A 21988-nucleotide genomic window follows, 5' to 3' on the forward strand; every position below is an offset into this window, starting at 1 on the left:
CATACCTCTAAACAATTATGGGGTTACTAATGGCATCCATGAACTGCTCATCAGTCATTCGTCCGCCATTCGGTTCTTGGTTTAAGCTCATCAGGGCAACTGCATTAAACATAGATATAACAGGGTCAATTTTACAAACCCCAGATTCCTGTTTTGTGATTATAACTGCATTGCCTGATCGTTTCCCCTTCGCATTACCAACACACCAAGTCATTAGAGGTTGATCAGCATGAAAAAGTTTTTTTTCCGCCAGTTTACGCTCCGCTGTAGTTGCATACCCAGACAGCATGTAGCCTTGCGGAATGGCAAATAAACTTTCAAATGGTATACCTGCATCAATCAAACCATCTTGCAAGGCTGGCATACCTAACTTATCTAATCCGAAAGCTTTTTCGGGCATCTTACCTGTATCAAATACTTTTTTTGCAATTTCGCCCGCCTCGGTTACATCCTCACCGATATTCTTAACAATTACTAAGTCGCCTTGCTTTTCAAAATCTCGTAATCGCGGTGCAATTTCTTTTCTTCGTTGCAAAGCGATTGGATGAACCCAAGCTTTGGTCCACAGATACCAAATTGATCTGTCTTTTGCATCACGTCCAAGAACGGTCATACCAAATAAATCATCAAGACCACCCCCATCAAAACCAATTGTGATGCAGTCTGATTTTTTTATAAGAAAATCAAGTTCAAACTTCTTGCCTTGTTTTTCCCAAAAATCTGCACCGGCCCAACGGTCGGCACGTAAATTCATGCCAATTTCAACATTAAGATGTTTGGCTAAAAAATCTCTAATTGATTCTTCGCCGTTTTCTTGTACCTGTTCCCATTGATTTCGTAAGAAATCCATGTCAACTGAAGCACCCAAGTTAGGGTTTGTGACATACCACCAATCTGGATTGTAATGTTTCCGCTTATCTAACATTCTGAGCGGGAACTCATAAATTAGTGGAAGAAATTGTTTATTAACTTTTCTTCCATCTCTAATAGCCCGTGCATAATCTAATTTTTGTTTAAATACACCTGCCGGTATCTCATCAGATTGAGTCGTTAAGTAAATAATGCAGCCTTCAGGTCGGGATGCTAAACCACCTGTGGCTTCACGCAGCATTGATTCCGCATTAGCCCTCTTGCCAAATACCCAAAGTTCATCAACAAGAATCCAAGAAGCTTTTTTACCCGCAGTAGCATCACTATCTGCAGCAACAACCTTAAGAATTGCACCAGTACCTGCATGAGTCACTGTACGTGTGTGCTCACTCAAACGCATCATGTAGGCTAATTCTGGATCAGCCTTAATCATGTCCCGAATCGGCCCAAAGGAGTTATCAGCAACTTCTTTAGTCGGAGCAAGAATAATTAACTCAGCAGAAGGCCGGTCATTCAAAATTAATGCTGTCAGCATAATTGCTGCAGCAATTGTTGATTTCGTATTTTTCTTAGAAATTAATAAGAAAAATTCACGTATTAATCTGCGTTTTCGATCAGGATCATATGCTCCAAAAATTGAAGCAACGAACTCATATACCCATTCTTTAGTAACTTCGCTGATTAATGGCGGTCGAGGGTTCCCTTCTTCATCTTCAAAATCGCCAACAACGTCCACTAACGCAAGTTGTTTAAAAGTATTTAATGCAAGGTCTGCAACTTCAGGAAATAGTGGTTTACAAGGGATGAGCGACTCGCGTCTAACAATTCTTTTCTCCCAGTCGGGACACGCTGTTGTCCAATCTGGAAGCATTGCACTCATAAATTACACCCATAAAAAAACCGCCTTCCGGCGGTTGATTTAAACTTCAATCTTTAATCTGAACTTGTCCTATAGGAACTCTATTTTAATTTACCTGTTTTTTAAGCCAATAAAGCTCCCACATCGTTATGCCAGTGTATTTCACTGACATTTTATGGTATTGCCAATACCTAGCTGAATACCACTTTTCCATTTCCCAACAGTAAACATCATCCCAAGCACACTTCATAAGAGCAGCTTCAATTTTATCTGCTCCGCCAAAACGGGTAATGATTTTAGAGCTTTCAGTTACATTCTCTTTTTTAATGTAATTATTAATCATATGTCATGTTTCCATGTTCATAGTCGTAATTTTCTTTTGCAAGTGCATGAATATCACTTTCAATATATTCCCACAAATTTAGTTTAATCGACGATATAGTAGGGCTATTATCAATCAAATACTTTCCGACAGCTGGATGTATTTTTTTGCAGCAGCGAAAACCGCCACCTCTTGCTGATTTTCCTTCACTATCAGCAACTATATAACGGTCACCTTCCTTTTCAACAAAGAAACCGACAAACCAATGATCTTGACTATGACCATCGTGCCATTTTGTAGCCAAGACATAATCACCCTTAATAATTTCTTCTGATTGATCTTGGCTTTTCATAAATAAATTTCCTTAAGAAATTTTAAAATTAATATTTATTATAATTTAGTTATTATCATTTGTTCTCGTACATAGTCACCAAAAGTTGCTGTTTGAATACAGATATATAAACTTTCAACAAAAAGACGAAAGCTTTCTGCTTGCAAAATTCGATTACCACACTCCAATCTCATGGGATACGAAAAATTATTAAAATCTATTTTTATTGGAGATAATTGACGAATTGAGTCTTTTGTAAAATCAAATGCTGCAGCATCTGAATTAGTAAATTTTGCCAAAGATGAATTTAACTTCATTAATACTTCGGTTATTTCTGATCTAATACGTTCCACATCATTTGCTTTTTGAAGACCTTGTTCAATTGCTTCTAAGAAATTCATGATTTACTCTTTAGATCAATTTTAATTTCACAGCGACCAGTATATTCACAACCTGTGGATGTCATTGAACTACTGACCCAACAACGATGTGTAAATTCTTCGCCTTTGATATTTGTCTTTTTTAAAACATAATCAAGGATAGCTTCCTTAAGTTCCGTATCACTTAAAGTGGCATCTATTTCGCGTCTATGTATTTCTTTATCAAAAATGGCCATTAATTTTCCTACCTAAAATGATAATTAACTAGGTTTCATTTGAGCCTGTAGAGTCGCAAATTTACCACCGGCTTTTGCAGCATTTTTTGCTGCCTCAGCTTTAGTTTCTTTTTTACCTTTATCAGCCACTTTGCCATGTGTATAGGGTAAAGCAGCTTTAGCCGCATTGAACCTCAAAAACATTTCATTGTCTTTGTTGTTCATTACATCAATTAAAAATTGAAGTGGATCATCTTTTGTATAGGGGAACTCCTCATCTAATGGATTACAGTCTTCCCCACTATCAGTAGGTTTAACTTTTTTCTTCTCAGAAGTTAAAGTTCGCCCCTCTTTTTCTGCTTTTAACTTTTCAATGAAGATAATAATTTCAGGATCATTTCTTAATTTTGACCCCTGTTGTGAAGCAGATTTTTCAGCGTAACCCGCTAATATTGCTGCTTCTTTATTACTCTTGCCCTCGACAATGGCGCGAGCAAATTTTTTCATTTTCTCGGTCAATGCCATTGTTTCACCTTTAACTTTTTCCTTTAACTTTTAACTCAACGGGATTTTTTTTTATAAATGAGAAGGGGGGGCGGTCTAGAATGTGAAGGCCCTCTGACTTTTCCCCTCCCCCCACGGCACCAGCACCATTTTAGTGCATTTTCATATTTACCCTGTTTGCTCTTCTTTTTGCTTCACTTTGTCATGACAAAGTTTGCATAAAGCTTGATGATTCTTTGTATCCCAAAACAATTTGTCATCTCCTCGATGAGGAACGATATGGTCAACCACTGTTGCCTCCGTAACCACACCTTCCTTTTGACAATAAACACAAAGTGGATTTAATTTCAAAAACTCTAAACGGTATTGTTGCCATTTATAGCCATAACCACGTTGCGTTGATGACTTATTAGAACGCCATGAATTGGTCTGAGGTTTTATAGTTCTTTCATTGGTCTTTAAAGTATTTAACCTGAAAGGATTAAGCTGTTTTAACCTAGCCATATTCACTCCAACTCATAGTGTTTTAGGCTTAGAATCAAGATAATGAGAACCTGTCTTCTCTACCTCTTCTTCATCAAGGTATTGCATTAATAATTCATTATTCTGTTCAATCGCAGCAAGAACGATATTATCTTTCCGTTCGTTCTGTTGAATCAGAATTGTTGTCTGTTCTAATAACTTCTCCATTAAAGGAAGTAACTTTTCGCAGCCGCATACTTGCTGCTTTTGCGATTCTTTCGAGCTCATCTTTCCTTTCCTTCAACCATTGACGGCGCTTTGCACAACCAGTACAAGCCATTGCAATCACCTAAAAGTTATAACGAATAAAAAAATAAAACCGCATCAATATTAATTAATGCGGTTTTATGTGCCGTAATATGTTCGGCAAAACTACTGTCAGCTATATTTACCAAGACGACGTGCTTTTAAACGGCGCTTCTTTTGGCTGACTTTATTAGGCTTTTGGGTTGTTTTAATCAAAGGTGTAAGCGGGAATAAACGCTCAAGTTCATCAACAGCAATTAATGATGCTGTTAAGCCTTTGAATGCTGCTGCTAAACCTCTGATTGACATATCAAACAATCCTCAATTAATAATTCATGATGATCAACTCATCACTCTTTTTACTCTTACTCTTTAAGTCACGGCCGACTGAATAAGTAATACTTGTCTTTTCAATCCTAAAGTCTGCAAAGATTGTTCTTATCAATTCATGTTCATTAATTGATAACATTACTTTGCCTTTGCAGCTCTTCATTTTCGCAGCAAGTAATTTGTATTGATCAAGTGGGAAATCTATGCCGTAACCTGCCGTGTCTAAATAAGGAGGGTCTGCATAGAAAAAAGTATGCTCACGGTCATACTTATCAAAGCAATTATCCCAACTCAGATTTTCTATGTAGACGCCATTCAAACGCAAATGTGCTGCACTCAAACTTTCTTCAATCCGTAAAAGATTTAAAGAGCGTCCAGTTGTTGCGTATCCAAATGTTTGACCAGAAACCTTACCACCAAACGCATGTTGCTGAAGGTAATAGAATCTTGCAGCTCGCTGAATATCCGTTAGTGTTTCTGGTACTTTTAGTTTTTCCCATTCAAAAACCTGACGGCTTGATATGCACCATTTGAATTGCCTTACAAACTCTTCTAAATGATTTTGAACAACTCGATATAGGTTTACTAGCTCACCATTTAGATCGTTTATAACTTCTGTCTTTGCTTGGTCTTCTCTTAAGAAAAATAGAGCAGCTCCACCACAAAACAATTCCACATAACATGAATGCTCTGGGAATTTACTCAACAAATCCTTAGCTAAACGGGTTTTACCACCTTGCCATGGAATTATTGGCTTTGATTTCATAAAAATTTTCCTGTGCAAAAGCTTACATTTTTGATAGCCTTCACCGGTCGTGTGCACGATAGGCTGGGCTTGCTTTTGACAGTCAAGGTCTGTCAGGAGGTCGAGGTACTGTTACCGCAGTACTTCGTCCCCAGTTTTACTCGATACAAAAAAACTCGGTTCCAAAAGGGACCGAGTTTTTATTTATTTACTAATGTAATAAAAAGAATCTGAACAAAGAAAATGTAGCTAAAGCTTTTAAAATGACTTTACATCTTCACTAGTAAGAGGATGATAAATCATATAAGCATCAACCTGATTTAATTTGATTACGTCACCAAGATCAGGACGATCTACAGTTAAAGTAAAATGTTTATCCTGACTGTTACATACATCCCAAATGGCTGGCAGATAGTCGAAAGATTCATCATCTACTTTAATAGCCAATATACATAGTTGATTTGGTTTAGTAGGTGCATGTTGATTTGAAAGCCAAGCCATCTTTTCTTCGCTCCATAGAAATGCAAAAAGCCCATCTATTAGATGAGCTTTAGAAAAAGATAAGCCATAAACAAAATACGACCATCTTAATAAAACTATACGTCAATTTTCAGAATAATGAAAACTTTATGATTGTAACTCTTTGTAAGTATCCTTTCGGTATTGTCGTATTGTTTCTTCTGCATCCTGAATAGCCTGTTCCAAAGCTGCCTGCATCATTTTCTCGTATGTTTTCCATGTCATTCGATACACATCTACAGACATTTTATTAGCAGGAATACCCGCATAATATAATCGCCCCATTGATGTAAAGTTCTTTTCAAGTTCAGGATTTAAAGTGAAATCAATTACCATTCTGGCAACTAACCACGACAAGTGATAAATAGCTATATGTTCTGGCTCACGTTTTTTATCTTTCTCAGCTTCATTCATCATAATATGAGCAAGATAATTACGAATATAATCATAATCACTTTCAGATTTACCATTAAAGATAATTAAAGCTGTAATCGACTTTTCGAGTTGTGTTTTCATCTTAGCTATTGCACCTAATCTGTCTTGGAAATCAATCGGTTTAGAACCTGTAGAATGCCCAGCACGTATGAAATCCAATGATTGTGCAGTTAAACCTTTTGCTAGCCATTCAAATTGTGTGAACTGATTAATAACAGTTACTTCTACGCCCATCTGTATAACCTCACTTCTTAATTTTCATGGCCCAAATCAACATACAAGCATCTCGCTGTTCTTGATTTGTTCGCCCTTGCCAACCTGTCACCCGGTTAAAGCTTTCTGAATCTAATTTCGTTCTAGTTGGTTTAATCATTAAAACAGGAATACCCTTTGACTCCGCCATCTGAACCAGTAATTTACCCGTAGCATGATTCTCACCAACATTCTTTGCCGTGCGCTCTGCAACTAAACGACTTTGAATATTTCGGAAATTAGATTTCGTATTTAACCAACCAGCTTCAATTACTACTTTCTTTATCAAGTCGCGATTCGTATCAAATAAAGTAATCACCTCATGAAATGCCAGATTTTTTAATTCCAAATGTGTTGCACTTTTAATTGCAACACCTGATTTTTCAAGATCAGGATCAATACCAATAATGATTTCACTCATCAAAATTACTCAGTTCAACTTCTTTGATGTTCCCGAATCAATCCATTTTCATCGGGACCCTGTTTCCATTGAGATTTAAGTAATTTAAATATTTAAACGGCGACAAATACTGAAGTAATATTTACTTCTACTATTTGTTTAAACTTCTTTGTCTTTCAGCTTCTAAGATAGCTTCAGGCACTAAACTCATAGCAAGTTTGACATCAGTTGCTGGACAACCGAAAAATCCCCCTTTCTCTAAATGCCCTATTACAAACTTACCATCTTGATCTATCTGATCTACTACACCATAACCATGAATATGAGTACCATCCGTTTCAGCTCTATTTGACGAATAAAAATCAACTAATACCCTACTGCCTACTTGAACTGAATTGTCTTTTATAAGTTCGACTGTTTCACCTTTCAAAATGGCTTCGATATTTTGCAAAGTTTCACGGATTACAAAAGCTTGGTTACGTTTTGAGATTCCAAAGCTCAAGTTACATTCAGTTTGTCTACACATTCCGATTTCATTATTAATCGCCTCTAAAGCAAGTTTAATTAAACTTTCTGGTGCAGTAATTCGTGCGTGATGTAAGTTTGTAAAGCTCGAATACACTTGTTCATATTTCCACTCATAAAAGACTCGACGCCCATTAAATTCGCCAAAACCACACACCAGGCAAGCTTTATCAAAACCATGTTTACACTTATCCATAGATGCACCTATTACTTAACCCATGCACAAGAGTATTGAGTACCATTAACCCAATAAATATCATGTGTTTTGCATACTTCTATACTGTTAAATATTGAAAAACCTACACCTAGAAATACAAGCATGATAAGTAAGACAATCAACAACCAATTAGTTTGGTTTCTTCCCATATTAGCCACCCTTTTTAGGTCTCAAGAAAACTGGGTTAAAATACGAATCCAATATTTTTAAAGCTCTACATCCATTTACTCTTTTATCGTCACCACATATGAAAAATTCACGATAGTAGTTCTTCCCGCAGAAATGGTAACGGCATCTTTCACGGTAATAATTAATTGTAGGAAGGATAGTATTAACGGGGTCTTTTTGAGACCACCAATCCCATTCCTCTTGAGGCGGCATAGCAAAATAGACATCCAGTTCAGTTGCAATTAATTCACCGTTATCCGGGCCGCCAATTGCCTCAACATAAAAAATCAATTTTCCCCTACCTTGAGCGCTTGCTCTGCCCTTTTCAGGATCATCATTTTTCTTCTAGTACATGCATTAAAATCTTGGGTTTTAAATGATCCGATTACGGCAGCACGCATTTTGCTTAATGTGTCCGTAGCTTTTAAGCGATCTTCTAACCATTTCACCCGCTTTTGCAGCTCTGCTTTCTCATCTCTTAAACCAAGCAGTTTTTCAGCTTGTGTTTCAATCACTTCGTTTTGATAAACGAGCTTTTGACCTTGCTCTTTTATGTTGTCGTTAAGCATCTGATTTCTGCGTTGCAGCTCCTCCACTTTCGCTTGATGGTGCTGTAAGTACTCATGAAGGTTAAGGCTGTCTGGATGAGCTTCAATAAATTCCTCCCATCCATTTCTTACATGTCTTAACCACCCATCTGCATCGCCAAAATTTCTATTATTGTGATCAGCAATATAGCCATCTAACGAATATGTTATTTTTTCAGCGATAACTTTATATTTATCCATCTCAAACATCCTTTGATTCAAAGTAAAAGGTCACAGGCTTCTGGATGAACTCAACCAATCCAAAGCGCATTAAGTGGCGTATCTGAGAGCAGTCACGAGGCACTTGAATATCACGATAGTGCGCTAGAAGAGAGCGCCAAGACTCTAAAGACAATGAACGCTTGTTGTGATTACAAGCAGTGCATGCTGGCATTAAGTTTTCGTATGTATCGTTTTCAGGTTTTTCAGGCTTTCCTGTAGTTAAGTCACGGACTACTGCAACTAGATGATCTGCATGCCACTTGTCACCGAGCAACTCACCACAATAGGCACAATGGCCGTCATACTTCTGTTTTAACTCTTCGCGTTGTTTTTTATTTAGCCTCATGATCTTTCACCTCACAAAGCGGGCTGATGCGGTTTTCTATGGGGAAGTCGTCGCCTAGCAACTCTAGAAAGTTCTCGTGCAAGACTTTTGCAAACTCTGGATGTAACTCTTGTAAGCTCCCAATTGGCTTAGGCAGAGAAGGCATGTCAATGCGGTGGCCTACTGCGATTTCTTCAGTGGTTGCTGGATTGAACATTGCTGAACCATAAATACCCTGTAGCATTTTTAATTCTTTGCCATCTTTTAATGGAACAACCTCAACTGCGTCTGTATATACGTAAACGACTTTCCACAATGAAGTTGACTTGCTAGGCTGGTTAAAAGTATTTCGCTTAACAAGTATTTGACCAACTTTAAACTCACTCATGGCTGGCTCCTTTAAACATCGACCACACAAACGCTAGATACCCAATCAAACAAACAACACCGATAAACGTTGTCTTAAATCCCGCATAAAGAATTGCACTGGCGATAAGAAGTACTGCAACTTCCTGTTGATATTTACTCATCCCCGCCTCCGTATATTGATTCGTATGCTGCAATAGCAGCTAGCAATGGCTGGTTATATACAAAACAATCTTTATGAGCTTCTGAACGTGCTGCTTTTAATCCACCTAAGCTATCTACTAAATCAACCGACTCCACGAGACGCTTGAGGTCTGAAAGCATCACATCCCTACTAAACCAAACCCCTCTTGTGTATTGGTTAATAACAACGTTGTATCCTTTGTACCCTTCTGGCGCACCCTCAACAACCTCTCGCGCCTTCTCTACCCCAAACTCACGAATAAAATGTTCTGGTTTCATTGTTGTTCTCCGTCATGTCCTGTCATGGCTTCCTGCTTAAACTGGTCTAGCATTTTCAGCTTTCTTAATTTCTCATAGAGGTTCGCTGCTGCTCTTGTTTCTTTATTGCGAGTACCGAGGTTGTAATCTCTGCGGAGCTTCATCATTGCGTTGTAATCTACAAATTCGATCATATCGCCACCCAAAATAGTTGTTTTGCCTTGTCGGTTGGTTTGAGTCCCATTGGTCGTGCATTATCAGATTGCAAATAACCGGCTTCTCTTAATTGGAATGCGAAGCGTTTTGATTTTGAATAATTACAGCCGATCCATTCTTGAATATCCGAGATAGAAGTCTTGCCACGTTTTTCAATTGAGTTCTTTAAAACCAAAGCCATTTTTTCGAATTGTTCTACTGTGCTGTGTTGCTTCATACCGCTTCTCCAAATAGGTCAGGCTGCATGTCTTTCTCGGTACCTGCTTGAGCAATACGTTCTTGTGCTATTTCGAAGTACTTCTGCTCTTGCTCAATCCCAATGAATGAACGACCTGTATTTACACAAGCAACACCAGTGGTACCGCTTCCCATTGTGTTGTCTAGAACTGTTTCGCCTTCGTTTGTGTATGTGCGAATCAAGTACTCACAAAGAGCAACTGGCTTCTGTGTTGGATGGAAATTAGCTTTTTGCTTATCACTACTGAATAACTGAACTGAACGTGGGTACCGCTCTGTTGAGTCATAAGATTTGATATTTACTTGCTTGCCGTAATGCTCTGACCCAATGTCTTTACGCTTAGCTGTTTTACGTTCATGCCCAAAAGTTTTCATCGGGTTGAATGTCGGTTTAGCTTTGTAAAACACAAGAATGTTTTCATGTGCACGTAATGGCTGGAATTGAGCATTAAAGAATCCTGTAGCTGCTGGCTTCTCCCATATCCACTCATAGCGGAATAGCTTTAGGTTTGATGTTGCAAGTACTGCCGTGAATGGATGCGCAGCGAATAAGACAATCGCGCCATTCTCTTTGATTACTCGTTCGTACTGTTCCCAAAGTGGCTCAAACGGAATAACGGCATCCCAGCTGCAGCAAGTGGTACCGTATGGCAAATCGCAAAGGATCATATCCACAGTACCCGTTTCAATTTCCTTCATGCGCTCGAGGCAATCGCCTAACATAAGATTATGTTTCACGCTGCACCTCTCTCTTCCACTGGAAATGACATGCCTACGAAACGACAAATATCTAAGCGATCCTGAACCTTTACAGATCCGCGCTTCCCGTGACGGTTTTTAGCAATGATTAATTCAGTTACACCTGTAGGTGCATTTGTCTCTTTTTCGAGTAATGGGTGGACCATGATAATTTGGTCTGCATCCTGTTCAATTTGACCTGAGTCTTTAAGGTCGCTTGCAACAGGTTTATGTCCTTCTGCTGCTCGGTTGAGTTGAGCTAATGCAATTACTGGACAATCAAACTCTTTAGCCATAGCTTTTAAATCACGGCTAATTGATGCAACTTCTTGAACGCGATCTTTTTTAGATGGGTCACGGATTAAACCCAAGTAGTCCACGATGATGCAGCCTATAGCCTTGTATTTGCGTTTTGCTTTACGCGCATAGCTTTGGATTTCAGAAATTGTTGGCTTCTGCTTCTCTTCAATAAAAATTGGAAGGTTGCGGAACTGAGCTATCGTGCCAGTAAGCTTTTCAAACATCCCGTCATAAATTTCCCCGTTGTGAAGATTGTTATATGGGATATGCCCTAATGCTGAGATCATGCGGTTGGTTAGGGTTGGTGTGTCCATCTCAGCAGAGATAAATAAAACAGGCATGTTGTAGCGCTTAGCAGTTTGCATTGCACACATCTGCGCGAGTGTTGACTTGCCACTACCCGGACGACCACCAATTACGCAAAAATGTCCTTTCTCGATTGTGCCAAGAAGGTTATCAAGATGAGGAATATTGAACTGGACACCTATGAAGCCCTTATCTTCTTTTTGAGCAATTTTCTTTTCGAATCTTTCAAGAGTTTTTTCTAGTGCTTGATTGAAATCGAAACTAGTCTGCTTAGCCTCTAAGGTGCTGCTTGAAGTGCTGAATAGGTTCTCAGCTTCAAGGTAAATGTCACTTACTGTTAAGTCTTTAGCGCGTCCAGCAATAGCTAAACCAATACCTTCAACTTCACGATGGTTTTTTAACTTAGTTAATTCTGCGACAAAGTATTCAAGGTGATGGACACTACCAATAGCGCTATTAAGTTGAATTAAATATTCTTCACCGCCGATATCGTTAAGCAGATTTCTTTCTTGTAGATGCTTGCCAACGAATACTGCGTCATACGGCATATCAGCATTTGATAACTCAACAATGGCGCGATAAATGATTTTGTGTCGTCCAGCGAAGAAATGTTCCTCAGTCAAATCGTTTGCAACTACTTCAAGTGAGTTGCTTGTTGTCATGAGTGCAACAAGAACACTCTGCTCAATAGAAATATTTTGGATATCAGAACTCATTACCAATCTCCATAATTAAGATCAGCATTTTTCATATCTGCTGGTGTTTGTTGTTGTGCAGAACCATTCAAAGTTTCAAATGCTGGCTTCCAGTTGTAACGACTAGCAAACCCAATCCACGATTCACTCAAAACAATACGAGCTGCATCATTAGTTGAAATCCCTGCATTGCAGCTTTCGTGGTAATGCTTGATCACAGCATCAAGAGTTAATGGTTTTTTAAGGGTCTTACGGTATTCATTGAATCGTTTAGCAACCTCAAGATCTAAACCGATAGCGACAAGAGCTTCACATGGTTTCTTCCCTTTCAAGATTTTTTCAAGCTCAGCCGTGCTTAACTTACTATCTGTAGTAATCTCTGTAGTATTCTCTGTATATGTGTCACCCTCCAGGTGGGGAGGGTCTTCCCTGTAGGGTGGGAGGTCATGACTTTCAAGTGAGGAGGGTCCTACCGTAGAAGTTAGGAGGGTGGTCACTTCAAAGAGAACATGGGTAACTAATTCAATGAACAAAACATTGCTAAGTTTTTGACCATTTACATCTACAGAGCGGAAATGACGCTTGATCACGCCGAACTTTTCAAGACGATCTAATGCTTCTTTAACTTGCTTCCTTGAGAACCCAAATTGATCTGCTAGACTCTGATATGAGCGTTGCAATAAATCAGCTTTGAATTTTTTCTTTACCGAAACGATATGCCCAGAATCTTCATCACGGACAATAGTCGGACGGTGCCAATAAACAATTTCTGAAAGCAAAATGACCGCATTTGTATCGGGCTTTCCATTTTCCAATTTGAAAGTATTAAACCAATTAGCAGGAATGACATTGCCTTCAATATTGAGGCTGGCAATTTTGTCTACAACCGGATGACCTGTGGTGTATAAGCTCATACAACACCACCTTGCTTAAATTCCTTATACAGCTCATCAATTTCTTCAATGAAGAAACTATCTAAATCAGAGTCATATAAGCGTTTTAAAGCTCCATATCGATTTACAAACTCAGGGTACTTAGATTCGTACCACTGAATAAATTTAAAAGTGGTTTTACTCATCTAGTTCCCCTTCTCTACTGTTTCTGCTAATATTGAATAGTTCATTTAATCCACCTTGTTTGAACACTAAGCCTGATTTACGAGATCAGGCTTTTTCTTTATATCCAAGCTCAAAACACATGCCGAAATCTTCAATGTCATCTTGAAAAAGATCGTCAATTGTTTGTTTGCTTTCCATCCACGCTTTTGACATCACAAAAAGCGCATTTAGTTTTTCCTCGCTAATCATTCGATATTTCTTGAGGACAGTCTTAAATCCAAGAATGTCCAACAGCACTAAACAGTTCTCAAGCTCAGTCAAGCCATTGGATTTTCTATCATTTTTCATTCGTGATAATGTGCTTGGATCAATCCCCAACTGTTCAGCAACCTGACTTTGATTGCTTGATGCAAGGGCTTGCAAAACTCTAGAAACTTCATTTCTAGCCCTTGCACTCAATTCGGTTGATACTTTGCTCATGGTTTAGTTCCTAAGCGGTTAATTGTTTTGAACAATATTTCTTCCATAAGTTTTCTAGTTTTTTTCCTAGATCATATGAAAGGCGTTTCCCACATAACCCGCGCTCTAAATCACTAACGTAGTTCTGTGAGCAACCGATTTCTGTGGCTATGAATGTCTGAGTAAGACCCTTTTCCCTTAACTCAGAGATCATCTTCTGCCATTGATTCATGGGAAGTCTCCGATAATTTTTATTAAATATATAGGTTTTCCGATATTTATACAATAGCCAAACCGATTGAAATATGTATCAGAATTCCGATAGTAGTAACGATGGACAAATTTATGGCTACTTTGGGCGAAAACTTAAAAGCAATTCGCAAAGCTAAGAAAATGACTCAAAAAGAACTGGCTATGAAGTCAGGTGTCAAACAGTCTGTAATTTCTGACCTTGAGACAGGTAATGCGAAATCGACAGGCTCTATACTTGAGCTGGCTACCGCACTTGGTGTTACCGCAGAAGAGCTAAAAAAAGGAATTGTCAGTAAGTTTGACAATAATGTTGAGCCTATAACTAAAAAACTAATTCCCGTTCTTTCTTGGGTGCAGGCAGGGACAATGACATCAGTAGAAGCTATCGATCCTAATAAAATAAATGAATGGTTGCCACCACTTAGTGCAGATGATCCAGATGGTTGTTTTTATTTGAGAGTAGTTGGAGTAAGTAATTCCCCTAGATATGAAGAGGGAGACTACATTTTAGTTAATCCAAACTATCAAGTTTGCGATCTAATCGCTGATGACCTCATCGTTGTTAGAAATAATTCAGACGCAACCTTTAAGAAGCTTGTAATTGAAAGCGACCAGCGCAAATACTTGCAAGCATTAAACCCCAACTTCCATCCTAATATTATTGAATTTGAAGATGGTATGGAGCTCGTAGGCTTAGTTATTGATGCATTTAGACCATTAGGCGGATCACGTCCAAAGCGTGTTAGAAAAAGTTAAATTAAGGTTTTAGGTGATATATGGACAATTCAAAACTACCAATCAACCAGATTATTGCTCGCATCAATGATGCTGCGAAACATGGTGAAGCTTTGGTGCTAACAGCCGAAGAAGTGAAGATTCTTTCTAAAGATATTGGCGACAAAGTCTTTATTCCTGTGCTTACTAATGAGCAAGTTGTGCAGTTGGTAAAAGAAGGAAAGTTGGGGCAGAAAATTAAATAATAAAAAAAGACCGATAGTAAGTCGGTCTTTCCACCCAAGCTTAGGAAGGTCTTGGATTGACTAATGTTGGCAGCATTAGCCTTTGCGCCCACCAATATCACAAGATAATTGATAAGTTGAGAATAACATATGTTTGGAGAATTAGTAAAAAAGATTAAGACTTGGTACAAAGGAGATCCAGGACTAATTGATAGTAACCCTGCAACTGGAATTATTACAGTAGTAAGAGAACCATATCGTCATTGGGCGGCTAAATTATTATCCTACCATGTTGGCTTTTTCATATTCCTGATTAATTCAATAAAACGCCACCCGAATGCATTTGTATCTCAAACCTTAGCAATTATCGCCATTCTTGTATCTTTTTATTTTCAGTTTTATGGAGGCAATAATGAGTATAAGCGCTGCGCCATAACACATTCCAACGACCATGAGGTTACAGTAAATTGCAGGAAGTGACGTTGCTATTATTACTAGACTCATAGCCATTATCAGATAATTGCTTTCATTATTCATATCTATAAACTCACTGTGAACCCGACACAGTCTTTACAACAGATCGGGTGGAGAAAATAAATGGCAGCATACTCAATTACATACGATCTACATAAGATTAAAAACTATACTCGACTTCAAGAGGGTATCGATGCTCTGTCGGGAACGGTCTGGGTTAAACCAACCTTGTCTCAATTTATTGTAAAAACCACTTATACTTCATCACAGATAAGAGATTTTTTAAAATCTTATGTTGATCACGATGATACAATTTTTGTTGCTAAAATTGATCTAAATGATTGGGCTTCTTATAATGTTGAGCAAAAATTAGTTGATCCATTAAAGACCACTTTCTTTTAATTGATTACTTAAAGCCCCACCAACAACACCAATACCTCTGTTAAAATTTTCTTGATCTTTGAGGATGTAATCAATATTAGCTTGATTACCCTCAACCTTAGTATCCTCCGCTAAGGTGATGCGACACCCCATAATGCTTACACAACTACCCTTTGGGATAATTGCATACTCTTGCTTTTTCTCGCCCATAACAAACTCCAAACAACCCACCCCGTGTGGGTTTTCTTTTGTCTATTAAAACACAAAAAATCGGAATTTCTATAAAAATATCGGATTCCCTATTGACTAATAATATCGGAAATGCGATATTTATCTCATCGACAAACAAAAACCGCCATAGGGGTCAGAGTCTAGGCGGTTTGCATCAAATGCGGAGATAAGTATGAACATAAAAGCCAACATAGTCAAATCCATGGGATTCGTAGGAGTAGTTAGTGCTCTAACTGCTGCTTATGCATTTACCCCAGCTAACAAAGAACCTGTAACGGTTGCAGCTCCTTTCAAAGTTGAATCAATCGACCCTGAAAATGAACAAGCAGTACTTCAAACTGCAAATGAAAAGTTCACATTAGAAGTTGATTTTGATGCTCAGTACTCAATTGATGGCAACGGCTATCAAGCTTGGCGTGAAGTTGAAATTAACGAGATTAAAGACATTCGCGTTTATGACGAAGATGGCGAGGTATTGGCTTACGTTGATCGTTTGGATGTAGTTGAGATTAAAGATCTTATCGAATCAGGGATTAGAGAGCGCATTTAAGCGCTCCATGGTGAATGTCATGAATGCACATCCTGAAATTATCGAAGTATCAAGACTTCAAGCTCTTATTAAAGATTCTGTAAATGCCCTGCTCCCACTTTCTAGTGAGAAAGATACAGTCATCACTGATGGCGGCAATTGGATTCACTTGCGTTATGTGGGCCGAGGTACTGAACAAATCCAATTAGAGCTAGGTGATCAGTTTTCTATTAAGACAAAAATCGCCTACTTAAGTGAAACGTTAAAAAGATTAGCAGAAATTAGAAATGAGTTGAGAGGTGGGTGATGGAGACTAAATACGATTGGTCAACCATTCCAGTAGAAGCCAATTGGGCTGCAACTGATGCAAATGGGTTGACTTGTTGCTACACCACTAAACCTTTTATGTGGGGCAATGAGTGGTTAGTTAAGGAACTTGATGAAGTTGTTCTTTGTTATAGATCTGAGCCTAAAGAAGACTGGAAAGACTCACTCGAACAACGACCAGTAGAAAATAATTAGGAGAAGATTATGAATGCGCCAGTAAATACACAAGTTAATGAATTACAAGTATTAGAACAAAACGTAATTGTAGCGGCTTTCGCTAAACGTGGTGGTACTGATGAATTGTATGAACGTATTGCTCAAGAAGTTCGTTCTCATGTGCCAGATGTAAGTACTAAGAAAGGCCGTGATGCGATTGGTTCGCTTGCTTTGAAAATCAGTAAGTCAAAAACTCTTATTGAGAAATGTGGAAGAGAATTAGTAGCTGAACAAAAAGCTCAAATCAAAGTGATTGATGATGATCGAATCTCAATTGTTAAGAAGTTTGATTCTTTGCGCGATGAGATTTTGGCACCACGTGATGCTTGGGAGCAGGCAGAGAAGGACCGCGTAGCGAAGCATGAAGAAAGTATTCTTTCTATCAATTTCTACAAAACTGCCGTTATTGCAGATAAAGATAGTGTTTGGCTAAAGGGTGTGATTCGAAATGTTGAAGAAATTGTCATTGATTCATCTTTCGAGGAATTCGAGGAACAGGCAAAAATTGCCAAATACGAAACTCTGGAGTTTCTACGCACCACCCTAGCTGCTCGTGAAAAATATGAAGCTGAACAGGCTGAATTAGAGCGTCTTCGCAAATCTGAACAAGAACGTTTACAACGTGAACACGAAGAACGTATTGCACATGAAGCAGCTGAAAGAGTCCGTCTAGAAGCGGAGCGTAAAGCTAAAGAAGAAGCCGAACGTGTAGAACGTGAAAAGCAAGAAGCTATTGCTAAAGCAGAACGTGAAAAGGCTGAGGCAGAACAACGCGAAGCTCGATTAAAGGCTGAAAAAGAAGCTGCTGAATTACGCGCACAACATGCAGCAGAGGCAGAACGCAAACGTATTGAAGCTGAGCAAGCAGCAAAGCTAGAGGCTGAACGCCAAGCAGATGAGGCGCGCCAAGCAAACCAAGCTCACCGTAAAAAGATCTGTAATGAAGCACTTAAAGGTTTATTGGCTTTGGGTATTGATGAAGCAAAAAGCAAAGAGATTTTGCAAGCAATCAATAAAGGCTTAGTTCCACACGTATCTATTAAATTTTGAGGATTAGAAGATGAGTAATATTGTTTTGTCGCAAGTTAGCAAGATTGCATCAGCTTTTAATATGCAAGATGTTGATCCTGCTGAGTTAGCAAATACTCTTGTTAATACAGTATTTAAGAAAGCAACAAATGATGAATTTCTCTCTCTATTAATTGTTGCAAACCAGTACAAGCTAAACCCTTTTACAAAAGAAATTTATGCATTCCCTGCCAAAGGTGGCGGCATCACACCTGTTGTTGGTATTGATGGATGGGCGCGCATTATTAATGACAATCCTGTATGTGATGGCATCCAGTTTGAACAAGATGATGAATCATGCACATGCAAGATTTTCCGTAAAGACCGCAACCACCCTACTGTTGTGACTGAGTATTTATCCGAGTGTCAGGGTAATTCAGAACCTTGGAAAAAATACCCAAAACGGATGCTACGTCATAAGGCTTTAATTCAATGTGCCCGTGTTGCTTTTGGATTCTCAGGTATTTATGACGAAGACGAAGCTCGTCGTATTGATGATTGTCATATCCCTACCGTTCAGACCGTTAGTTCAGATCTTCCTCAAGGTTATGAAGCTTATGAGCAGCAACATTTAGACAACATGCGCGCTTTGGCCATGGAAGGTACAGAAGCTTTGCAAACTGGCTACGCTGAATTACCGCAAGGTGACTGCAAAAAATACTTCTGGACTAAACATAGTGCGTCATTGAAAGAAGCAGCACAACATGCTGATCAACCACAAGGGCAAGTGTATGAACATTCTCCAGCGTAGTGAAGATTGGCATTCAGAACGCTGTGGCAAAGTCACAGCAAGCCGTGTAAAGGATTTAAATGCAAAGCCTAATAAAGGTAAAGCTTTAAATGCACTGGGTTTAACAATTCTAGCTGAGCGCCTCACTGGCGTTCAGAAGGAAATCCCAACTAATTCAGTAATGCAATGGGGTATCGACAACGAGCCTCATGCAATTGCAGCTTATGAAAATGAGACAGGTAACTTTGTAGTTGGAACAGGTTTAATTGACCACCCTTTCATTGAAATGTTCGGGGCTTCACCAGATGGGCTTGTTAATGAAGATGGTCAAATCGAAGTTAAGTGCCCAGACACTACAACGCATTTGAATACCTTGCTGACTAAGCAAGTGCCAGATGAGTACATCCCTCAAATCACTAGTCAATTGGCTTGTACTCGTCGTGAATGGTGTGACTTTGTGAGCTATGACCCACGTTTACCAGAAGGACTACAGATCATCATTATTCGTGTGTTTGCGAAAGACTTGGCTATCGAAGCACTAGAGCAAGATGTTCGCAACTTCAACAAAGCTATAGATGACGCAATAAAAACACTGAAGGTGGCAGCATGACAGATTTGAATAAGGAAAGAGAGGCTTTTCTAAATACCTTCCAATATTACAAAGGAAGAAGAGACATTATTTTTAGTCATGAGCATGAACTGTTTATGACTAGATCAAACAATCCTTCTGAAATTGCTCAGAAAGAAATAAGCAACATGAATAGCCGTTGGGATGCTTGGCTCAGATGTGCAAAGCATCGTGATGCAGGGCTAGAAAAAGCCAAAGCTCAGACGGTGCCGGAGAAAAAGATTTACTTAACCTGTGAGCAATTATATGCAGCAGCAAACTTTGGTGCACCAAACAAAGATCCAGAACTTTTAGAAACTGAATTAACAATTGCTTGGTTTGAGGAAGCTCATAGCGGCAGTGGTTACTACGTTTATATAAGTGAGTATCCAGAAGAAGGTGCAATGAAGCTGGAAACCGAATCGGGAGCTGAGGGATGAGTGAAAAAGCATTTAAAGATTTAAAAATTCGATTTCATATGGCAATTGGTATTGCAAATGCCACTCAGGAAGATTTCTACCCTCTTAGTGAATTCATTGGTGAAGATGACTGGAATGCAATGGATGAACTGCAAAAGGAAACATTTATTTCTGATTGCGCTAATGATTGGAGTCAAAACTATTTAGATTTGGGAGGCTGGGTGGAATGAGTGAATTTGATATGGCTTATTTTGACGTAAAGCTCTTTATCTCCAAGCGGACTACTGGGTTCATTTACAAAGGCTTATTTATCGAAATAGATGAGAGTAACGTCTTCGCATATACAGTCTTTGAAAATGAAAATTGTAGTGAAGAGTTATGCGGCTTTCTCAGCATGAAAGATGCAATTGAATATGTAGATGAAGTTAAAGCGGAAAGTAAGGAGGGGTAAATGTTATTCACTGTTAATCAAACAATGCAAATTACCGACTTATCTAAGGCCACTATTTATAGAATGTTTAATAGTGGCGAGTTAAAAAAAGTTAAGTTAGGTGGATCAACAAGAGTTGAGTTCCCAGAATCACTTTTGGAAAAATATAAGGATAAAATTCAGGCCTTAATAAAATAAGGCCTGTTTTCTTATTGTGTTGCTACAACTCTTGCTTCTTCTCTTAATTTATCTAGATAATCTGCCCAAGCCTGCATCATTTCGGTACGTTCTTTTAAATATTTCGTCCGGTTGTAGGCTCTTCCGTGCATATCTTTTACTTGGTGTGCAAGCTGCATTTCAATACGTTCAATTGGATAATTAAGTACTTCATCTAATAAAGTACGAGCCGTTGCACGTAAACCGTGCCCAGTTGTTTCACCATTCGCAAATCCAAATGACTTAAGCCTTTTATTAATAGTTGACTCACTAATAACAGGTTTACCTTTAGTCATAGAAGCAAAGACATACCTTTGACTACCTGTTAATTTATAAAGCTCCCTAAGATGTGCAACGACTTGTGTTGCCAAAGGAACTACATGTTCTAAGTGGGTTTTATTTTGGGTTTTTGGTGGTGTATAAGCCCAAAGACCTTTATCTAAATCAATTTGATCCCATTCTGCCCAGCGTAATTCACCAGGTCTAACAAAAACATATGGCAATATTAAAGTTGCATAATAGACTATAATAGAACCATTTAAATTTGGTTCTGATAAATCTAAAAGTAGTTGACCCAGTCTTTTTTCATCAGTAATAGCTGCGTAGTGATTAACAGTACCAGATTTTAAAATCCCTGATATCTGGTCAGCTACATTATATTGGCAAAGCCCCAGTACAATTGCATATTTAAAGACCTGACTGGCTTTTGAACGCATCCGTTTTGCCGAGTCATATTTTCCTTGGTTTTCATACAATCTACAGGCATCTAGGACTTGTAATGCTGTAATTTCAGAAATAGGGATTGAGCCAATACTTAAATAAAGTTTTTCCCAAATAGCCTTGTTACGTTGTTTTGTTCTTTCAGTAATTTCTTCGGTTAATCGGAACTCATCCGCAACGGCGGAAAAAGTAGAAATTAAATTTCTTCTTTTAACTTGAGCCTCACGTTTTCGCTGTTCAACCGGATCAATATTTTGTGCTATTTGACTTCTAAACTCTTCACGATATTGACGAGCAATTGCTAACGTAATTTCTGGATATGGGCCAATTGAAATAGTGTTACGCTTCTTAAGAATTGGTCTAGTATAGTCAAATCTCCATGATGTGCCACCCTTCTTATCAATTAAAAGGTATAATCCACCACCATCGGATAGCTTGAGAATTTTCTTCTCAACATCTTTCCTATGTTTTGAGATTTCAGACTTTATTTTAGAGTCTGTAAGTGCAGGTACAATTTTAGGCATTTTTGTCTTTTACGGTAATTTATACGGTATGATCACACAACACATAACATTTTACTGTTTTAAAACACTACTTTATGTTGCATTTCGTGAGCGCGCCGAGCGCACCATTTTATAT

Annotated in this window: 44 protein-coding genes; 14 read left to right on the forward strand and 30 right to left on the reverse strand. The window is 38.5% G+C overall.

Annotated features, from left to right (window positions below; genetic code table 11):
- Window positions 1-7: 7 nt before the first annotated feature.
- The 28 genes from EGT34_RS05235 to EGT34_RS05350 form a co-directional block, all read right to left on the reverse strand.
- The gene (locus tag EGT34_RS05235) at window positions 8-1750 is read right to left on the reverse strand and encodes a terminase large subunit (protein WP_031974913.1); all 1743 of its coding nucleotides are present in this window, start codon (window positions 1748-1750) and stop codon (window positions 8-10) included.
- Between the two features lie 85 nt (window positions 1751-1835).
- Window positions 1836-2072, reverse strand: a complete 237-nt coding sequence (locus tag EGT34_RS05240; protein WP_031974914.1) for a hypothetical protein — start codon at window positions 2070-2072, stop codon at window positions 1836-1838.
- Window positions 2065-2403 carry a hypothetical protein gene (locus EGT34_RS05245; protein WP_031974915.1) on the reverse strand — a complete coding sequence of 113 codons (339 nt, stop codon included), beginning with the start codon at window positions 2401-2403 and terminating at the stop codon, window positions 2065-2067. The genes EGT34_RS05240 and EGT34_RS05245 overlap by 8 nt, the downstream gene beginning before the upstream one ends.
- A gap of 38 nt (window positions 2404-2441) precedes the next feature.
- Window positions 2442-2783, reverse strand: coding sequence for a hypothetical protein (locus tag EGT34_RS05250; RefSeq protein WP_001009895.1), 342 nt, complete (start codon window positions 2781-2783; stop codon window positions 2442-2444).
- Window positions 2780-2998 (reverse strand): hypothetical protein, encoded by a 219-nt coding sequence (locus EGT34_RS05255; RefSeq protein ID WP_000963932.1) that lies wholly within the window; start codon window positions 2996-2998, stop codon window positions 2780-2782. The genes EGT34_RS05250 and EGT34_RS05255 overlap by 4 nt, the downstream gene beginning before the upstream one ends.
- Before the next feature lie 24 nt (window positions 2999-3022).
- Window positions 3023-3502, reverse strand: a complete 480-nt coding sequence (locus EGT34_RS05260) for a terminase small subunit (RefSeq protein WP_031974916.1) — start codon at window positions 3500-3502, stop codon at window positions 3023-3025.
- Between the two features lie 147 nt (window positions 3503-3649).
- Window positions 3650-3985 carry an HNH endonuclease gene (locus tag EGT34_RS05265; RefSeq protein ID WP_000113205.1) on the reverse strand — a complete coding sequence of 112 codons (336 nt, stop codon included), beginning with the start codon at window positions 3983-3985 and terminating at the stop codon, window positions 3650-3652.
- A 12-nt stretch (window positions 3986-3997) separates the two neighbouring features.
- Window positions 3998-4231: a hypothetical protein gene (locus EGT34_RS05270; protein ID WP_000095427.1), complete on the reverse strand. Its 234-nt coding sequence runs from the start codon at window positions 4229-4231 to the stop codon at window positions 3998-4000.
- A 150-nt stretch (window positions 4232-4381) separates the two neighbouring features.
- The gene (locus EGT34_RS20985; RefSeq protein WP_002023317.1) at window positions 4382-4558 is read right to left on the reverse strand and encodes a hypothetical protein; all 177 of its coding nucleotides are present in this window, start codon (window positions 4556-4558) and stop codon (window positions 4382-4384) included.
- Window positions 4559-4574: 16 nt separating this feature from the next.
- Window positions 4575-5345, reverse strand: coding sequence for a DNA adenine methylase (locus tag EGT34_RS05275; RefSeq protein WP_000837654.1), 771 nt, complete (start codon window positions 5343-5345; stop codon window positions 4575-4577).
- A gap of 237 nt (window positions 5346-5582) precedes the next feature.
- The gene (locus tag EGT34_RS05280) at window positions 5583-5825 is read right to left on the reverse strand and encodes a hypothetical protein (RefSeq protein ID WP_031974917.1); all 243 of its coding nucleotides are present in this window, start codon (window positions 5823-5825) and stop codon (window positions 5583-5585) included.
- A 126-nt stretch (window positions 5826-5951) separates the two neighbouring features.
- The gene (locus EGT34_RS05285) at window positions 5952-6512 is read right to left on the reverse strand and encodes a hypothetical protein (protein ID WP_000537948.1); all 561 of its coding nucleotides are present in this window, start codon (window positions 6510-6512) and stop codon (window positions 5952-5954) included.
- A 10-nt stretch (window positions 6513-6522) separates the two neighbouring features.
- Window positions 6523-6951: a hypothetical protein gene (locus tag EGT34_RS05290; RefSeq protein WP_001289516.1), complete on the reverse strand. Its 429-nt coding sequence runs from the start codon at window positions 6949-6951 to the stop codon at window positions 6523-6525.
- Window positions 6952-7081: 130 nt separating this feature from the next.
- Window positions 7082-7651, reverse strand: coding sequence for a hypothetical protein (locus EGT34_RS05295; RefSeq protein ID WP_000356485.1), 570 nt, complete (start codon window positions 7649-7651; stop codon window positions 7082-7084).
- A gap of 171 nt (window positions 7652-7822) precedes the next feature.
- Window positions 7823-8131 (reverse strand): hypothetical protein, encoded by a 309-nt coding sequence (locus EGT34_RS05300; RefSeq protein WP_000578526.1) that lies wholly within the window; start codon window positions 8129-8131, stop codon window positions 7823-7825.
- A complete protein-coding gene (locus tag EGT34_RS05305; RefSeq protein ID WP_087737219.1) occupies window positions 8128-8628 on the reverse strand; it encodes a hypothetical protein in 501 nt (166 codons plus the stop codon). The genes EGT34_RS05300 and EGT34_RS05305 overlap by 4 nt, the downstream gene beginning before the upstream one ends.
- 1 nt (window position 8629) lies before the next feature.
- Window positions 8630-8995 carry an HNH endonuclease gene (locus EGT34_RS05310; RefSeq protein ID WP_031974920.1) on the reverse strand — a complete coding sequence of 122 codons (366 nt, stop codon included), beginning with the start codon at window positions 8993-8995 and terminating at the stop codon, window positions 8630-8632.
- The gene (locus tag EGT34_RS05315; RefSeq protein WP_031974921.1) at window positions 8982-9362 is read right to left on the reverse strand and encodes a hypothetical protein; all 381 of its coding nucleotides are present in this window, start codon (window positions 9360-9362) and stop codon (window positions 8982-8984) included. Before EGT34_RS05315 ends, EGT34_RS05310 begins: the two co-directional genes overlap by 14 nt.
- Window positions 9355-9504, reverse strand: a complete 150-nt coding sequence (locus EGT34_RS20990) for a hypothetical protein (RefSeq protein WP_162830745.1) — start codon at window positions 9502-9504, stop codon at window positions 9355-9357. The genes EGT34_RS05315 and EGT34_RS20990 overlap by 8 nt, the downstream gene beginning before the upstream one ends.
- Window positions 9497-9802, reverse strand: a complete 306-nt coding sequence (locus EGT34_RS05320; RefSeq protein ID WP_031974922.1) for a hypothetical protein — start codon at window positions 9800-9802, stop codon at window positions 9497-9499. Before EGT34_RS05320 ends, EGT34_RS20990 begins: the two co-directional genes overlap by 8 nt.
- Window positions 9799-9975, reverse strand: a complete 177-nt coding sequence (locus tag EGT34_RS20995; protein WP_162830744.1) for a hypothetical protein — start codon at window positions 9973-9975, stop codon at window positions 9799-9801. The genes EGT34_RS05320 and EGT34_RS20995 overlap by 4 nt, the downstream gene beginning before the upstream one ends.
- A complete protein-coding gene (locus EGT34_RS05325) occupies window positions 9972-10214 on the reverse strand; it encodes a hypothetical protein (RefSeq protein WP_031974923.1) in 243 nt (80 codons plus the stop codon). Before EGT34_RS05325 ends, EGT34_RS20995 begins: the two co-directional genes overlap by 4 nt.
- Window positions 10211-10957 carry a DNA-methyltransferase gene (locus tag EGT34_RS05330; protein ID WP_031974925.1) on the reverse strand — a complete coding sequence of 249 codons (747 nt, stop codon included), beginning with the start codon at window positions 10955-10957 and terminating at the stop codon, window positions 10211-10213. Before EGT34_RS05330 ends, EGT34_RS05325 begins: the two co-directional genes overlap by 4 nt.
- A gap of 11 nt (window positions 10958-10968) precedes the next feature.
- Window positions 10969-12294, reverse strand: a complete 1326-nt coding sequence (locus EGT34_RS05335; protein WP_031974927.1) for a replicative DNA helicase — start codon at window positions 12292-12294, stop codon at window positions 10969-10971.
- Complete coding sequence (locus tag EGT34_RS05340; protein ID WP_000061204.1) at window positions 12294-13187, reverse strand: GntR family transcriptional regulator; 894 nt, start codon at window positions 13185-13187, stop codon at window positions 12294-12296. Before EGT34_RS05340 ends, EGT34_RS05335 begins: the two co-directional genes overlap by 1 nt.
- Window positions 13184-13351 (reverse strand): hypothetical protein, encoded by a 168-nt coding sequence (locus EGT34_RS21000; protein ID WP_000047869.1) that lies wholly within the window; start codon window positions 13349-13351, stop codon window positions 13184-13186. The genes EGT34_RS05340 and EGT34_RS21000 overlap by 4 nt, the downstream gene beginning before the upstream one ends.
- An 85-nt stretch (window positions 13352-13436) precedes the next feature.
- The gene (locus EGT34_RS05345; RefSeq protein WP_000049342.1) at window positions 13437-13811 is read right to left on the reverse strand and encodes a helix-turn-helix domain-containing protein; all 375 of its coding nucleotides are present in this window, start codon (window positions 13809-13811) and stop codon (window positions 13437-13439) included.
- A gap of 10 nt (window positions 13812-13821) precedes the next feature.
- Window positions 13822-14022 carry a helix-turn-helix domain-containing protein gene (locus tag EGT34_RS05350; protein ID WP_001077694.1) on the reverse strand — a complete coding sequence of 67 codons (201 nt, stop codon included), beginning with the start codon at window positions 14020-14022 and terminating at the stop codon, window positions 13822-13824.
- Between the two features lie 113 nt (window positions 14023-14135).
- On the opposite strand from EGT34_RS05350, the gene EGT34_RS05355 reads away from it, so the two are divergent.
- The 4 genes from EGT34_RS05355 to EGT34_RS05370 all read left to right on the forward strand — a co-directional run bounded on the left by EGT34_RS05355 (window position 14136) and on the right by EGT34_RS05370 (window position 15877).
- Complete coding sequence (locus EGT34_RS05355) at window positions 14136-14798, forward strand: LexA family protein (protein WP_000212391.1); 663 nt, start codon at window positions 14136-14138, stop codon at window positions 14796-14798.
- Between the two features lie 20 nt (window positions 14799-14818).
- Window positions 14819-15022 carry a hypothetical protein gene (locus tag EGT34_RS05360; RefSeq protein ID WP_000370476.1) on the forward strand — a complete coding sequence of 68 codons (204 nt, stop codon included), beginning with the start codon at window positions 14819-14821 and terminating at the stop codon, window positions 15020-15022.
- A gap of 129 nt (window positions 15023-15151) precedes the next feature.
- Window positions 15152-15481 carry a hypothetical protein gene (locus EGT34_RS05365; protein ID WP_000466648.1) on the forward strand — a complete coding sequence of 110 codons (330 nt, stop codon included), beginning with the start codon at window positions 15152-15154 and terminating at the stop codon, window positions 15479-15481.
- Between the two features lie 117 nt (window positions 15482-15598).
- On the forward strand, window positions 15599-15877 hold the full coding sequence (locus EGT34_RS05370; protein WP_000742020.1) for a hypothetical protein: 279 nt from the start codon (window positions 15599-15601) through the stop codon (window positions 15875-15877).
- Here EGT34_RS05370 and EGT34_RS21235 read toward each other — a convergent pair.
- Window positions 15857-16066, reverse strand: a complete 210-nt coding sequence (locus EGT34_RS21235; protein WP_017725179.1) for a hypothetical protein — start codon at window positions 16064-16066, stop codon at window positions 15857-15859. The two genes, EGT34_RS05370 and EGT34_RS21235, sit on opposite strands and share 21 nt — an antisense overlap.
- 193 nt (window positions 16067-16259) lie before the next feature.
- Here EGT34_RS21235 and EGT34_RS05380 point away from each other — a divergent pair, with 193 nt between their 5' ends.
- Genes EGT34_RS05380 through EGT34_RS05425 form a run of 10 tightly spaced genes read left to right on the forward strand, consistent with a single transcriptional unit; the run spans window position 16260 to window position 20611 of the window.
- Window positions 16260-16637: a hypothetical protein gene (locus EGT34_RS05380; RefSeq protein ID WP_002064626.1), complete on the forward strand. Its 378-nt coding sequence runs from the start codon at window positions 16260-16262 to the stop codon at window positions 16635-16637.
- Window positions 16638-16656: 19 nt separating this feature from the next.
- On the forward strand, window positions 16657-16923 hold the full coding sequence (locus EGT34_RS05385; RefSeq protein ID WP_000991219.1) for a hypothetical protein: 267 nt from the start codon (window positions 16657-16659) through the stop codon (window positions 16921-16923).
- Window positions 16923-17138, forward strand: coding sequence for a hypothetical protein (locus EGT34_RS05390; protein WP_031974711.1), 216 nt, complete (start codon window positions 16923-16925; stop codon window positions 17136-17138). The genes EGT34_RS05385 and EGT34_RS05390 overlap by 1 nt, the downstream gene beginning before the upstream one ends.
- 9 nt (window positions 17139-17147) lie before the next feature.
- On the forward strand, window positions 17148-18209 hold the full coding sequence (locus EGT34_RS05395; protein ID WP_031974712.1) for a hypothetical protein: 1062 nt from the start codon (window positions 17148-17150) through the stop codon (window positions 18207-18209).
- Between the two features lie 10 nt (window positions 18210-18219).
- The gene (gene bet, locus EGT34_RS05400; RefSeq protein WP_000065871.1) at window positions 18220-18978 is read left to right on the forward strand and encodes a phage recombination protein Bet; all 759 of its coding nucleotides are present in this window, start codon (window positions 18220-18222) and stop codon (window positions 18976-18978) included.
- Entirely contained in the window at window positions 18959-19567 is a 609-nt protein-coding gene (locus tag EGT34_RS05405; RefSeq protein WP_031974714.1) for a lambda exonuclease family protein, read from the forward strand. Before bet ends, EGT34_RS05405 begins: the two co-directional genes overlap by 20 nt.
- On the forward strand, window positions 19564-20004 hold the full coding sequence (locus EGT34_RS05410; RefSeq protein WP_031974716.1) for a hypothetical protein: 441 nt from the start codon (window positions 19564-19566) through the stop codon (window positions 20002-20004). The genes EGT34_RS05405 and EGT34_RS05410 overlap by 4 nt, the downstream gene beginning before the upstream one ends.
- Window positions 20001-20213 (forward strand): DUF7167 family protein, encoded by a 213-nt coding sequence (locus EGT34_RS05415; RefSeq protein ID WP_031979451.1) that lies wholly within the window; start codon window positions 20001-20003, stop codon window positions 20211-20213. The genes EGT34_RS05410 and EGT34_RS05415 overlap by 4 nt, the downstream gene beginning before the upstream one ends.
- Window positions 20210-20434, forward strand: a complete 225-nt coding sequence (locus EGT34_RS05420; RefSeq protein ID WP_001288394.1) for a hypothetical protein — start codon at window positions 20210-20212, stop codon at window positions 20432-20434. Before EGT34_RS05415 ends, EGT34_RS05420 begins: the two co-directional genes overlap by 4 nt.
- Window positions 20435-20611 carry a helix-turn-helix domain-containing protein gene (locus tag EGT34_RS05425; RefSeq protein ID WP_031974720.1) on the forward strand — a complete coding sequence of 59 codons (177 nt, stop codon included), beginning with the start codon at window positions 20435-20437 and terminating at the stop codon, window positions 20609-20611. It begins immediately after the preceding gene.
- An 11-nt stretch (window positions 20612-20622) separates the two neighbouring features.
- Here the strand turns inward: EGT34_RS05425 and EGT34_RS05430 are convergent, their stop codons facing one another.
- On the reverse strand, window positions 20623-21873 hold the full coding sequence (locus EGT34_RS05430) for a tyrosine-type recombinase/integrase (protein ID WP_031974721.1): 1251 nt from the start codon (window positions 21871-21873) through the stop codon (window positions 20623-20625).
- Window positions 21874-21988 lie beyond the last annotated feature (115 nt).

Source organism: Acinetobacter sp. FDAARGOS_558 (assembly GCF_003937785.1).
Lineage (GTDB): Bacteria > Pseudomonadota > Gammaproteobacteria > Pseudomonadales > Moraxellaceae > Acinetobacter > Acinetobacter baumannii.